The following is a 14338-nucleotide window of genomic DNA, read 5'->3' on the forward strand; positions in this document are numbered from 1 at the left end:
CGAACCCGACCCGAGCCTGACCGCGAGGGTCGGTCGTCGCATCGGCAGTCTGGACAATCCGGGGGCGGGCTGATAAGGTGTTGCCCTCGGGGTCTTGATCGACCCGAATGTCGGCCGGCCATGTGCCTCCGATCGGTGGACGGAGGCCCTTTCGGACAAGGACTGACGATCCAGCGGCACGCATGAGAATGCCTGCCAGGATCGGGCCGGTTCACCCCACCATCCGCATTTGCATCGCACTCATTCTGTAATCTGACCCGCCGGCATCCGGGCCGCTGCCGATCGTCCACGGACGGGCGGGGGCCGGCCGTTGCCCCCGTGACCAAGGAGGTCCGCCCGTGTCGATCGAAGAACGTGTCGTGGAGATCGTCAGCGAGCAAATGGGCGTCGCCAAGGACCAGATCACTCGCGAGACCGAGTTCATCAAGGACCTGGGCGCCGACTCGCTGGACACCGTCGAACTGGTGATGGAATTCGAAGAAGAGTTCGACATCCAAATTCCAGACGAGGAAGCCGAGAAGATCCAGACCGTCGGCCAGGCGGTGGATTACATCCAGGAACATAGTAAGTAACCGCAACCGCTCCTCGCCCTTGCAATGGCGGCAGGCGAGTCACCCGGCGGGGGTTTCCCCGCCGAGGCCACGCCGGGGCGAACCGAGATCGATCGTCATGTCGCGTCGCGTTTTTATTACGGGCATGGGTGTCGTCACCGGTCTGGGCGAAACCCTCAACGACTTCTGGGCCGGATTGCTCGAAGGGCGGAGCGGTGTTGGCCCGCTGACGCTCTTTGACACAACCCCGTTCAAGGTCCACTTCGGGGGCCAGGTCCGCGATTGGGACCCCGATGCCCGATTCGGCCACAAGGAAGCCCGTCGGCTCGATCGCTTTGCCCAGTTTGCGCTGGTGGCCGCCGAAGCGGCAGTGCAAGACTCCGGGCTCGACTTCAACGCACCGCCCATCCCTCATGAGCGTTGTGGGGTGTACATCGGATCGGGCATCGGCGGGCTGAACGAGTTCGAGGAACAGCACCGCAACCTGATCGAGAAAGGCCCCCGGCAAATCAGCGCGTTCACCATCCCGAAGCTGATGGTCAACGCCGCCAGCGGCCAAATCTCGATCAGATACGGTCTGAAAGGCCCGACCTCGGCCATGGCCACTGCATGCGCCAGTGCCGCCAACGCGATTGGAGATGCCTTCAAGGCGATTCAGTCGGGTTGGGCCGACCTGATGGTAACCGGAGGCAGTGAGGCGGCGATTACCCATATGGGACTCGGCGGGTTTGCCTCGATGCGGGCGCTTTCCACCCGCAACGACGACCCGCAACGGGCCAGCCGCCCGTTTGATAAGGATCGCGACGGCTTCGTGCTGGCTGAAGGGGCCGGCGTGCTCATCATCGAGGCCGAAGAAGTCGCCCGAGCCCGAGGGGCCCGCCTCTATGCTGAGATTCTCGGCTACGGCATGTCGGCCGACGGCTCGCACATTACTGCTCCCGACGAGGAAGGCCGAGGGGCCGCCCGCGCCATGCGGATGTGCCTCGACGACGCGAAGTGCGACCCCTCGACCGTCGGCTACATCAACGCCCACGGCACGAGCACTGGTCTGGGAGACCTGGCCGAGACGAAGGCCATGAAAACAATCTTCGGTGATCATGCCAAGAACGGTTTGATGGTGTCCAGCACCAAGAGCCACCTTGGGCACCTGCTGGGAGCCTCGGGAGGGGTGGAACTGGTCGCCTCGGCCCTGGCGATCCACCGAGGTGTCCTGCCGCCGACGATCAACCTCGACGAGCCGGGCGAAGGCTGCGACCTCGACTACATTCCCCACACCGCCCGAGAGGTCCGCGTCGATCGAGTGATGTCGAATAGCTTCGGCTTCGGCGGCCACAATGCGAGCCTGGTAATCGGTCGTCCGTGAGCCTGGCCCCTTCCTTCGACGCGATTGGGAGCCACGCATGAGCTACACCCGTCGCGAAGCTCTGTTCAGTGTGATCGCCCCGGTGCTGGCTGCCGCCGCCAGGCCGGGGCGTCTCAATGCGCCGACCATCCTGCTCCGGTCGAGCTGGCAGACCGAGAATATCGGGGACATCGCCCATACACCGGGCCTGATCGCACTTCTGGAGCACCACTGGCCCGAGGCCAGGGTCATCCTCTGGCCAAGCCGCCCGCTCGAACGAGGGGTCGAGCCGATGCTCCGCAGGCGCTTCCCGGGCTTGCGGTTGATTCGGGAGCTGCAGGTAGGTGAGCCCCGGGACCACGACCCGACGCTCGACGAGGCGATCGGCTCGGCTGATCTCTTGCTGCACGGCTCTGGCCCGTCGATCGTCGGTGCTGCGTCGATCCGTCAGTGGCGAGCGGCCACCGACACGCCCTTCGGTCTGTTCGGCGTGACGATCAGCGAGGTCAACGAGGCATCGCTCGACCTTCTTGCGGCGGCTTCCTTCGTTTTCACGAGAGAGACGCGGTCGCTGGCGCTGGTGAACGAGGCCGGGATCGCCGGTCCAAACGTCCGGTTCGTTCCCGATGCGACCTTTGCGCTCGATCTGCGCGACGAGGAATCGGCCAAACGCCTGATGACTGAGCATGGCCTCTCGCCGGGCCGATTCGCCTGCTTCGTACCGCGGCTGCGGTACACGCCTTACTGGGAGCTGAGACCGGGATCGGTTCCGGAGGATCGGATCGCCGAGCGTTCGGCCATCAACGAGGAGTTCGCCGATCAGGACCACGCGAAGCTCCGACAGGCACTGATCGCCTGGGTCCGCGAGACCGGCGGCAAGGCACTGATCGTCCCCGAGATGACCTATCAGGTGGAGATCATCCGTCCCCTCGTCTTCGACCCGCTGCCCGACGACGTGAAGGCCAAGGCCGTTCCCCTGGACCGCTACTGGCTGACCGACGAGGCTGCTTCCGTCTATCGCCAGGCCGCTGCGGTGGTGAGTCACGAGTGCCATTCGCCGATCATTGCGCTGGCCGGCGGCACCCCAGCCATTTACCTCCGCCAGCCGACTGACACCTGGAAGGGGCAGATGTATCCCGACCTCGGGCTAGGCGATTGGATGATGAACGTCGAGGAGGTGACGGGAGCTCAGGTTGCCGACCGCTTGCTCGCCATTCACTCCGATCCCGACGCTGCCGAGACCCTCCGAGCGAGGGCAATTGAGTCGGCCGCAGAACGATTTCGGCTGGGTGTTGCAACGGCCCGAGAGGCGATCCAGCAGTCGTGACCGTCTCTCAGGCCTTGAGGTCGAGATTGTCGAGCACGGCTCAATAGGCGTGCTTCTCGCTCTCGCTCTCCGGGGTGACGGGCTCAGGGGCCGAGGGGGCGATGCTCTGGCGGATGGTGCGGGCGTCGGATTCGGCGCGGAGGCGGGCGATGGCGTCGGCCAGGGGGAGGGCACCCTGGTCGCCGTCGATCCGGTCGCGGTAGGCGACGAGGCGGGCCTCGGCCTCCTTGGCTCCGACAACGAGCATGACGGGGATTTTTTCGAGCTGGGCGTCTCGGATCTTCGCGCCAATCTTCTCGGGTCGGCGGTCGATCGAAGCGCGGAGACCTACGGCCTTCAACTCGTCGAGGACCTCGTTGGCATAGTCGGCGACCTTGTCGGAGATCGGCAAGACGCGAACCTGTTCCGGGGCGAGCCAGAGGGGAAAGGCTCCGGCGAAGTGCTCGATGAGGATGCCCATGAACCGCTCCATCGAGCCGAATGGGGCGCGATGGATCATCACCGGGCGATGCGGCTTGTTGTCGGCTCCGGTGTATTCGAGTTCAAAACGCTCGGGCAAGACGTAATCAAGCTGCACGGTGCCGAGCTGCCACTGACGGCCGAGGCAGTCTCGGACGACGAAATCGGCCTTCGGGCCGTAGAAGGCGGCCTCGCCCTCGGCTTCCTCGTAGGCGAGTCCCATCTCGTCGAGCACGGCGCGGATGTCGGCCTCGGCACGCTCCCAGACGTCGAAGTCGGCCCCCTGGAACTTCGGGTCGTTGCGGTCGCTCTTGGAGAGGCGGACGCGGTAATCGTTCAGGCCGAGGCTGCCGAGGATGTACTGCGTTAGCTCCATTGTCTCGCGGAACTCGCCGCGGACCTGATCCGGGGTGCAGAACAGGTGGGCGTCGTCCTGGGTGAAGCCGCGGACACGGGTCAGGCCGGCGAGCTGGCCCGACTGCTCGTAGCGGTAGACGGTGCCGAACTCGGCCAGCCGCACGGGCAGGTCGCGGTAGCTGCGCGGCTGGGCGGCATAGATCTGGATGTGATGGGGGCAGTTCATTGGCTTGAGCAGGTATTCCTCGCTCACGCCATGTTCCATGACGTAACCGATGCGTCCGGCGGCGTCGAGCTTCCAGTACTCGGCGTCGTCGATCCGGGCCTCGGCCAGGAGGATCTTCTGGGTGTCGTCGTCCAGCTCGTTCCGTTCCAGGCCGGCGACCAGAGCCATGGCCGGGTCGCTCAGCATTTTGAGGGTTGGGAACTGCGAATCGCGGTAGTACGGGTAATGGCCGCTCGTCTTGTAGAGTTCCACCTTGCCGATGTGAGGGGTGTAAACCGGCTCATAGCCTCGCTTGAGCAGTTCTTCTTTCAAGAACTGTTCGAGGATGCCGCGGACGATCGCCCCCTTGGGCATCCAGAGGATCAAGCCCGAACCGACCTTCTCAGAGAGGGTAAACAAGCCGAGTTCCTTGCCGAGCTTGCGGTGGTCTCGCTTCTTAGCCTCCTCGATCTGGGTGAGATACGCTTCCAGGTCCTTGCGGTCGAAGAAGGCCGTGCCGTAGAGCCTCTGAAGCATCGGGCCGTCGGTTCGGCCTTTCCAGTAGGCCGCGGCGATCGAGAGCAGCTTGAAGGCCCCGACCTTCCCGGCGTGGGGAATGTGAGGTCCGCGGCAGAGGTCGACAAACTCTCCCTGTCGGTAGAACGAGAGAGTGCCGAAGGTGTGCAATTCCTGATCGATGTGCTCGACCTTCAACTGTTGGCCGAGGTCTTCGCAGAACTGCCGGGCGTCGGGGACGGGCAGGGTGAAGCGTTCGAAGGGCTCGGCCTGCTGGATGATCGCCCGCATCTCGGCTTCGATGGCCTCGAAGTCATCTTCGGAGATGGTTCGGGAATCGGGCAGGTCGATGTCGTAATAGAAACCGTTGGCGGTTGTCGGCCCGAACGCGAGCCGAGCACCGGGGAAGATTCGGAGGATCGCTCGGGCCATGACGTGCGCGGTTGAGTGGCGCAGGACGTCGAGCGATTCGGAGTCTTTCGGGGTCAGGACGCGGAAGGAGATTGGTCCCTCGGTCGTGACCTCCAGTGGGCGATCGAGATCGACGATTGTCCCGTTGGCCACGGCGGCGACGGCGGCATCGGCCAGCCGTTTGCCGATGGAGGCGGCCACCTCTCGGGGGCGGACCCCCTCGGAAAAGTCCTTAACCGAACCGTCCGGCAATTGAATCTGAACCATCGGAGTGTGTGCCCGGTCGGGATGCGACCGGCCCTTGAGACGACAGAGCCGCCCCCTCCGACCCACAACGCCGGCCCGGCGCGGCTCCGTCAACTCGAATCATCTGGTCTGAGGTGATAGACTATCATCAGGAATCGCGTGGCGTCCAGCGACGGAAGGTCGTCTTCCGGACTCCAACGCGACTCGCTGGCGTGTCCGAGTCATTGTGATCGGTCGATCGCTTCTCCCAAAGCGGCAGTCCCGGACCCCCGGCCTTCACATGTCGATCGCCGATGATGACCGATCGCTCCTCTTTGCGACGCTCGCGGCGCGATCGGGTCTGATCTCGATCTCCGAGCTGGACGAGGCGCTGAAGCGTTGGGCGGCCGACCGTTCCCGGTTCATCGCCGAGGTGCTCGATGACCTCGGTTCGCTCGACGCTCAGAAGAAGGCCGCGGTCGAGCAGTTGATGCGTCTGCATCTCTCGCAGCATGGGAACGATCCCTCGCAAAGCCTTCGGGCCTTGTCGACCGTGTCGGTCCAAGACGCTTCAGCACCTGACCAGGACAACGCGTGTTCGTATCTGATAGAACTGACTGGTTTTCCCGGCGACCCGGATGTCACCCTGATTCCGGGAAACGCTGGCCGGAGTCGGTCGGTGGGGGCCGCGGGTGCGGTGGGCGATGCCCGATTCCAGGTCATCCGGTTGCACGCGAAGGGGGGGCTGGGTGAGGTCCACGTCGCTTACGATCGTGAGCTGGATCGCGACGTGGCGTTGAAGGAAATCCAGGCTCAGTACGCCGATGATCTGGCCAGTCGAACCCGATTTCTGCTTGAGGCAAGAATCACGGGTAATCTGGAGCATCCAGGAATTGTGCCAGTCTATGCCCTGGGGCAGCATGAGGATGGACGGCCGTATTACACGATGCGGTTTGTTCGAGGCGAGTCGCTCCGCGATGCGATTGATCGTTTTCACCGAAGCGAGGGACGGCCAAGGACCCGGAGAGACCGGGCCTTGCGGCTGCGGAAGTTCATTGTCCGGTTCCTTGCCGTCTGTGATGCGGTGGACTATGCGCACAGCCGAGGGGTGATCCACCGCGATCTGAAGCCGTCGAACATTCTGCTCGGGCCTCACGGAGAAACCTTGGTCGTCGACTGGGGGTTGGCCCGGCCGCTTGACGAACTCGATGCGGCTGAGGCTGACGCCGAAGGGATGATCCAGAATTTCGAACCGGAATCGAAGGGGATCGAGGCGACGGTTGCCATTGGTCCTCAGCCCAGTGTGTTGCTCGGCGCCGGATCGGGATCGACCGAGCAAACCGTGCCCGGCGTGGCCGTAGGAACGCCTCACTACATGGCCCCGGAACAGGCGATCGGCGATTCGGAGCGCATTGGTCCGGCGAGCGATGTTTACAGTCTCGGCGCGACGCTTTCCACCCTCTTAACGGGCCATCCGCCCATTGAGGGGTCGGACCCGAAGTCGATCTTGAATCGGGTGAAGACGGGTGAGGTGGTGGCGGCCCGGTCCCGTGATCGGACCATCGACCCGTGCCTTGACGCGATCTGCTCGAAGGCGATGGCGTTTGAGCCGGCCGACCGCTACCCGACCGCCCGGGCGCTGGCCGATGACCTGGAACGGTGGCTGGCCGATGAGCCGGTCTCTGCTCGTCGCGATCCGTTCGTAATCCGGCTCGGCCGCTGGTCGAGACGACATCAGACCTGGGTGGCCGGGGTCCTGGCGGCTCTGCTGGTGGCCCTGGGGAGCCTGGGATTCATCGGACAGGTCGTGCTGGATCGTCAGCAGGCACGGCTCGATCGCGAGGTGGCGCTGGCCGAGGCCCGTGAGGCCGATCGAGAAGCACAGGTCGCTCGCGACGCCGAGCGGTTGCAACGATACTATGCCCTCTTCGACCGGCTTCGCCAGCGATCAGCCGACCCTCGGCCCGGCTGGACCTGGCAGGCTCGCGACGAGCTGGCCGAAGCTGCGAGGCTTCGCCCCCGAGAGGACGTGGATGGGGCTGCCTTGCTCCGAACCATCGCCGCCGAGCGGCTGGCGACGTTCGATTACAAGGACGCCGAGGATCTGCTGCTGGGACTGAATCCAAGCTGCGTCGCCTTCGCCCCCAATGGCCAAACCCTGGCGCTGGGCGAGTTCAAGGCTCAAGGGTTTCTGGTCTGCTCGGTCGTGCTCGTCGATTGGCCGTCCGGGACGATTCAGCGTCGGCTCTCGTTTCCGGCGTCGTTCAAAGACCAGATTCGAGACGGGGGGCAGGATGGTGTCCGTCGGATGACCTTTGATGCCGAGGGCCGGTGGCTGGCTGCCGGCACGCGGAGCGGTCGGATTCAGCTCTGGGACCTTCAACAGGACGATCCGCACCGTCTGGTTTGGTCGGCCCATGAGGGGAATCTGCTCGGCCTGGCCTTCGCGGCCGGGGGTGACGCTCCGGCGATTGTTTCCTGCGGCGAGGATGGTGCCCTCCGTCGCTGGGAACTCGACGCGCCTCGGCGTGCTCCTCGGGCTCCGGCCGCCGAGTTTCGTGGCGAGGGGCCGGTGCAAACCCTGGCGATCAGCCGATCGGGAGCTCTGGCGTGTGTGGTGGGAGGTCGCTTGCATCGGCACGACCCGAACACGCTGGAGTCGATCGAGCAAGGACCGGAGGTCGGAAGCAATCGCCTGGCCTGGAGCCCCGACGGCCGGATGATTGCCGCCGGAGGCTCCGAGGCAATCACCTTGGTTTCGAGCGATCGGATGCAGGTTGTTGACCTTCTGACCGACCCGGAACTTTCCACGGCGGCCCATCGTTACGATCTGAGCGACCTGGACTTCCACCCATCCGGCTCGCTGCTGGCGTCCGCCTGTTCACATGATGACGATCGGTGCATCAAGTTCTGGGACGCAAGCACCGGGCAGATGGTCGGTTCCATTCACGAGGCCGAAGGGACCGGCTACGGGCTGATCGACGTGGCCTTCGACCCCGACGGGGACCAGATCGTTACGACCGGCAAGGGGAGGGCAACCCAGAGGGAGCTCACGGACCATCCGGCCTATGAGGCCATCGGGCTCGATGAAACCCTGGTCAAGGCGGTGGCCTACATGCCCGATGGTCAGAGCGTGGCCCGGCTCGGTCGATCAGAGGATTTGATCCGAGTGGAGCTTTGGAGCTTTGATGGGCCGAAACGACTGGCAGGACTCGACCTACCGGCCGAGGGATCAGACAATGGCGGGCCCCTGTCACTGGCCGTGTCTCCGAAAGGGGATTACGTCGCATTCAGTGGAACAGGTGCCGGCGTGCTTCTTTGGAAGATTGGCTCGGAAGCGCCTCCGGAAGTGATCGGGCGAATCAATCCGTCGGCCTTGCAATTCTCGACCGACGGCCGACGGCTGTGGTTCCTGTTCGATGATCAGCGGGAGATCGGTTGCTGGGATCTCGAGCGTCAGGCCCAGATCGTCGGCTGGCGTGATCGGGGGGCGGAGATTGTTCGGGGAATGCTCACCCTTCCCAGCCTGACCCTCGCCGAGCCCTGGATTGCCGCCGGGGGCCGCGACGGCCTGACCCGTCTGCTCCGGCTCGACGCGGACGATCCGGTTCTGGTTCGTCAGTGGGATCACAAGGACGGCCCAATCCACGCCCTGGCGCTCCGAGAGGATGGCAGTCTGGTTGTTTCGGGAACCTCGGGGGGAGCTCTGGTCTTGATTCCGTTACCCGACGGCGTGCCATCCGCCACGATCGGGGACGCTCATCCGGGTGGGGTTTCGTCTCTGGCGATCGCTCCTGATGGACGAACCCTGGCCTCGGGAGGGGTTGATCAGGTCGTTCGACTCTGGCGGATTGACGCATCGACGCTCCGGCTCGTGGCGACGCTTGGCGAAGCGACAGGCCCCATTATTGGGCTCGACTTCGCTCCCGACGGCCGATCGCTGGCCGTTGCGGTCGAAGGAGAGCAAGCGATGCGGCTTTGGCGGCTCGACCGGCTCGAATCGTCCTGGGATGCGGGGGGCATCGGGATTGAACGCTGAGACGCATGAGGGTTGGTCTCGGCAATGGCTTCGCAGGCCGCAGAAATTGCCTCGTTGGCCAGGGCGCGGCCGATCGGTACGAGCGGCCCTTCGAAGCCTGACGATCGCTCGGCTTGGTTCGGAGGGGAGGTCGGCGCGGCCGATGATGGTTCGGCGACAGGATGGTCTTTTGTCCCCGCTCGGCGATGGTCGCCTCGGGGCCTGGTCACTCGGAGGAGCGCCGACCCATGGGCTTCCTGAACGGGCGCGTCAGCTATGTGCGGTTCCGGGTCAGCGGTGAGTCACCCTTGCCGTTCGACGAGGAAATCCTGGAACTGGCCGCGAATCACGCCATCGGCCGACACGGCGATGCCGACCCGACCGACGGGGTGCATTTTGGCTGGTCGGGCGGCAACCATGTACTCGACATGACGTTCGAGCTGGGCAAGAACGCGATCAACGACGCTTTGCATCTTGGGATGAGGATCGACGCCGACAAGATTCCGGGCGATCTGCTGAAGGCCTACACCCAGATCGAACTTGATGCTCGAGCCGCGCAAAATGCCAGCGGCCGACCCACCAAGGCCCAACGTGAAGAGGCGAAGGAAGCCGCGAAGGTCCGCGCCGAGGCCGAGGCCGCCGACGGTCGCTATCGGCGTCGGAAAATGCATCCGATCCTCTGGGACGCCCGCACCAACACGCTCTACGCTGGCGCCACGTCCAACGCTGTGCTCGACCGCCTGCTCCCCTTGTTCCGAGAGACGTTCGATCGAACACTCGAACCCGTGACCGCCGGGGTACTCGCCTCGTCAATTGCTGCCGAAATGGGGCACGGCGACGCGCTCTACGACTCTGCCCCGCTCGCCCTGTTTGGCGACGGCGACTCGGCGCTTTATTCCTCGATCGCCTGGGCCGAGGCTGACCCGACCAGCCGAGACTACTGGGGCAACGAGTTTCTCCTCTGGCTCTGGCATACCCTCCAGAACGAAGGGGACGTGCTGACACTGGACGACGGCTCGGAATGCTCAGTCATGATCTCCAAGACCCTGCAACTCGACTGCCCTCGAGGTGAGACGGGCCGCGATAGTCTCTCATATGAAGGCCCGACCCGGATGCCGGAGGCCCTGCGGGCCTTACAATCGGGGAAGCTTCCTCGCAAAGCCGGTCTGCTCCTCGAACGCCAAGGGGCGACCTACGAACTGACGATCCAGGCCGAAACGATGGCCGTTTCCGGCGCCGCCTTGCCCAAGGAAGACGGCGTGTCTGGTCGTGAGGCGATCGACGGCCGGATCGACCTGCTCCGTCATCTGACCGAAACGCTCGACCTCCTCTACGGCTGCTACGTACGCCGTCGTCTCGATCCGTCCTGGAATGGCGAACTGGGCCGAATTCGGGACTGGCTCCGCGCGGCCTGAGTTCCCGGATTCAGGACGGAGTGTCAACCCAGTCGTCGCTTCAAATGGTTCGAGAACGCGAAGTCAAGGGTTCCGCCCGGCGGGGTCTTTCGACCCCGCCGGGCATGTTTCATAAAGGAAACACGGGTTGATGCGAGGGAGAAGCTCAACATGATTGACGGCCGCGATTCTGATGAAAAATCGCTTCATTGTGAGGATTTATTCTCGGATTCTCAGCAGCGTTCTTGAGACGAGCTTGTAAGGAGTGGCATGCTTTGGCGAGTGGATTCGGAGTCGTGTAATTCCGAACAGAAGTGGAAACGGTGTAGGGAGTTGGGTCGCGTGTGAGCTTGGCAGCGTGAAGCAGGATCGAAGTGGAGAAAGAATCCGAACGAGAGGGATGTTCGAATTTCAGGAAAAAACTCCATACAATTCCCGAATTGGCAACTTTACTCGGAATCTCAAGGCGGGTAGATTGCCAAACCTGGAACGCATCACACCTCCACAGGGTCGCTCATCATTTCTTGCCCCGAATGATCCTTTCGGATGTTTGGTCATTCGCCTGTCGCGCTGTGATCGTTCCAGGTTGTCGCAACGTGATTCTGAGGAGGTCATCAAATGTCATTCGTGTCTCGCGGCATGCATGCGCGGTTGGATTTAGCGCTCGCCCTCATCATTTCGGCCGTACCGATGGTCGGTTGTGGGGGTGGGGTCGATATGGATCAACCGGCAGAAATTGATCCGATCATGGAGCAGGAAGCCGAGCTTTCGGATCAGTACATGATGGAGCAGGAAGCGAGCGGGGCGCTTTGAGCGACTCGCATGGTTCGGGATGGGGTGCCACTGTGCGGTGTCAGCCAGTGATTTCGGATTTTCAGGGATGAGATTGCTTTGATTTTCTAATCGTTCGATGCGTCGTGCGTTTTCATGTCGTCGGTCCGTTGTTCCCTTCTCCCAAGAGGATTCCGAGTCATGAATCGATTTTCTCGTCGGGGTTTTACCCTGATTGAATTGCTGGTCGTCATTGCCATCATCGGCGTCTTGATCGCGCTGCTACTGCCGGCAGTGCAATCGGCGCGGGAAGCGGCACGTCGTGCCCAGTGCACGAACAACATGAAGCAGATCGGGTTGGCGTTGCATAATTATCATTCCACGCATGAGACATTTCCGATGGGGATGTCTCGCAACATCAGTACGATCGATCCGTTTACCTCGCACACCTGGAACAACTGGGCCATCCACGCCCTGATCCTGCCATATCTGGAGCAGGGCCCGGTTTATCAGGCGTGCAATTTCGACTGGGCGGTCTGGCACAGTGGGCGGACCCCCCAGGGGTACGCATCCAACCTTACGGTGTTCAATACCCGGATTGCGTCGTTCCTGTGCCCTTCGGACGGAAAGGCCGGTCAGGGACGCTTGAACAACTATTACGCCAGTTGCGGACCGAACACCCAAGGGTCAAGCCAGGCTGGTAACGGCGGAAATAGTCCAGGTCTGTTCACGTATCAGCGTTCCTACTCGATTGCGGATGCAACCGATGGTACTTCGAACACGCTCGCTTTTGTCGAGGCCCTGGTCGGAGATACCCGAAACGGTACGCACACGCGTCGGAACGGGATGACGGGTGTGTCGTTTGTCCAGCAGTACAACGTGCAGGAAAATCCTCAGGTCTACTTCGAGACGATGCAAGCCTGCGACCTTTACTGGAAGAGCGGTGCTCCCTTGGGTCACTATACCAGCAGCCCCGGAACCCGCTGGGTCATGGGGGTGACCGGGTGGACTCTTGCCTCGACGGCTGTTCCTCCCAACGGGAAGGAGTGGGGTGCGTGCCGCAACGGCTGCCCCGGATGCGGGATTGATAACACCCAGATAATGAATTCGAGCAGCCTGCATCCTGGCGGGATCAATGCTCTGCTCGGCGACGGCTCGGTCCGTTTCATCAAGGATACGGTTAATCTGAACACCTGGTGGGCGCTGGGCACGAAGGACGGCAACGAGGTGCTTAGCAGCGACCAGTTCTAACCTCCTTGTGAAGGGGTTTGACGGGACTCGGAGGACCATCAGACTGCTCCGCCACGGTGTGACGGTGGCGGGGCGTTCTTTAAGTTCTTGACCTATTCAAGCCGGCCCAAGGGGGGGATACTGGTTTCCAACCGCACACGGTGGGATACTCATGCAAGGGGTCTGGAGATCGGCTAGCCGTGCCGGTTTTCGGACCTTTTGCTCGTGGTTGGTGCACGGAAGCAAGACAGGAATGAATTCAGTCTCCTTGATCTCGTGACGTTTTGTTATGAGTCGATTCCAACTGTGGCTACCGGTTCTGAGCCGAGGTATCCTGGTGGCCGCCGTCATCCTGATCGCTGGAGTTGCATGGAAGCTCACCCAGGATCGCGATCCGGAGCGATTGTCGTTGCAGCTTGCCGAAGCGATCGAGGCGAATCAGATCGATCGTGCAGAACGGCTTCTGCAGCGGTTGACACGCCTCAGGACTCCTACAGCCGACGATTGGGTCTTACGCGCTCAGGTCGCCTTTGCTCGCGACGAGCTTGACGAAGCCTTGCGGGCGATCGAGCATGTTCCGGACGATCATCGGATGGCTCGCTGGGCACACTACCGGGCGGGTCAGGTGGAGGTTCGTCGACATCGGCTTCGGGCGGCGGAGGCTCATTTTCTCAAGGCACTGAACATCGACCCGACACTGGTCGATGTTCGTCGCGAACTGCTGTATCTCTATGGAGTCCAGCAGCGTGCCGAAGCGATCGAGGGCCAGTTGATCGCCCTTGCCGATCTCATTCCCCTGACCTTTCGGGATGTCTGGTACTGGTGCATTGCAAGAGATCAGCTGCGCTGGGAAGTGGATGAAAACCAGGACGTTCTGTCGAAGGTCCTGGAGGCCGATCCAGGTGACGGCTGGGCGCGACTGGCGATGGTCGAGGTTCTGCTCGACAAGGGAGCGTCCCTCAAGGAAATCAACGAATTGCTCGAACCGATGGCTGACGACCCCGATGCCATCGCCCTGATGGCTCAGATGGCTTTGGATCGTGGAGCAATCGAGGAGGCAGAGCGTCTGCTTGATCTGGGTCCTGCAGACCATGTCACCCTCGCTCGGCTTCGGGGTGGTCTTGTGATGCAACGAGAGGGACCCGAGGCCTCCTTGCCGTATTTTCGCACTGCGTACGAAATCGACCCGAACCGTCGCGAAACGATCGTGGGCCTGGGACAGGCCCTTCGGGCCGCGGGTCGAAAGGAGGAAGCCCAGCCGTTTCTGGACCAGGCTCGAGCAATGGATGTTCTCTCTGGCATCCTTGCCCGAGCCGTCACTCCGTCTGGGAAGAGCGATCCTGAAATGCTTCGCAAGCTGGCCGAAGCCTGTCTCGATGCCGGTCGGTTACGGGAGGCTGTTGCATGGTACGAACTCGTCCTGGCTGATGATCCGTTCGACACCGAGATTCAGAACAAGCTCAGGCAGATTGAGGACGCTCTCGCCTCAACCGTGGAGAAAGATGCCGCGACGGAGTGAAGGGAGGCGGATT

The 14338-nt window shown here is 62.7% G+C and carries 9 protein-coding genes; 8 read left to right on the forward strand and 1 reads right to left on the reverse strand.

Features of this window, described 5'->3' with window-relative positions; all coding sequences use genetic code 11:
• Positions 1 to 338 precede the first annotated feature (338 nt).
• The 3 genes from acpP (at position 339) to HG800_RS13425 (ending at position 3220) form a co-directional block, all read left to right on the forward strand.
• The gene (gene acpP, locus HG800_RS13415) at positions 339 to 572 is read left to right on the forward strand and encodes an acyl carrier protein (protein WP_152053128.1); all 234 of its coding nucleotides are present in this window, start codon (positions 339 to 341) and stop codon (positions 570 to 572) included.
• Positions 573 to 669: 97 nt separating this feature from the next.
• A complete protein-coding gene (fabF, locus tag HG800_RS13420; protein ID WP_169977119.1) occupies positions 670 to 1914 on the forward strand; it encodes a beta-ketoacyl-ACP synthase II in 1245 nt (414 codons plus the stop codon).
• Positions 1915 to 1951: 37 nt separating this feature from the next.
• Complete coding sequence (locus HG800_RS13425; RefSeq protein ID WP_169977120.1) at positions 1952 to 3220, forward strand: polysaccharide pyruvyl transferase family protein; 1269 nt, start codon at positions 1952 to 1954, stop codon at positions 3218 to 3220.
• A gap of 40 nt (positions 3221 to 3260) precedes the next feature.
• Here the strand turns inward: HG800_RS13425 and thrS are convergent, their stop codons facing one another.
• Positions 3261 to 5435, reverse strand: coding sequence for a threonine--tRNA ligase (thrS, locus tag HG800_RS13430; RefSeq protein WP_169977121.1), 2175 nt, complete (start codon positions 5433 to 5435; stop codon positions 3261 to 3263).
• A 259-nt stretch (positions 5436 to 5694) separates the two neighbouring features.
• Between thrS and HG800_RS28235 the strand changes: the two genes are divergently transcribed.
• From HG800_RS28235 to HG800_RS13455, 5 genes are all read left to right on the forward strand, one after another.
• Positions 5695 to 9432, forward strand: coding sequence for a protein kinase domain-containing protein (locus HG800_RS28235; RefSeq protein ID WP_169977122.1), 3738 nt, complete (start codon positions 5695 to 5697; stop codon positions 9430 to 9432).
• Positions 9433 to 9659: 227 nt separating this feature from the next.
• Positions 9660 to 10826, forward strand: a complete 1167-nt coding sequence (locus tag HG800_RS13440; RefSeq protein ID WP_169977123.1) for a hypothetical protein — start codon at positions 9660 to 9662, stop codon at positions 10824 to 10826.
• 597 nt (positions 10827 to 11423) lie between these two features.
• Positions 11424 to 11618 carry a hypothetical protein gene (locus tag HG800_RS13445; protein WP_169977124.1) on the forward strand — a complete coding sequence of 65 codons (195 nt, stop codon included), beginning with the start codon at positions 11424 to 11426 and terminating at the stop codon, positions 11616 to 11618.
• A gap of 159 nt (positions 11619 to 11777) precedes the next feature.
• Positions 11778 to 12827 carry a DUF1559 domain-containing protein gene (locus HG800_RS13450; protein ID WP_169977125.1) on the forward strand — a complete coding sequence of 350 codons (1050 nt, stop codon included), beginning with the start codon at positions 11778 to 11780 and terminating at the stop codon, positions 12825 to 12827.
• Between the two features lie 316 nt (positions 12828 to 13143).
• Entirely contained in the window at positions 13144 to 14325 is a 1182-nt protein-coding gene (locus tag HG800_RS13455; RefSeq protein ID WP_169977126.1) for a tetratricopeptide repeat protein, read from the forward strand.
• Positions 14326 to 14338: the final 13 nt, after the last annotated feature.

This window comes from Tautonia rosea (assembly GCF_012958305.1).
GTDB classification, from domain to species: domain Bacteria; phylum Planctomycetota; class Planctomycetia; order Isosphaerales; family Isosphaeraceae; genus Tautonia; species Tautonia rosea.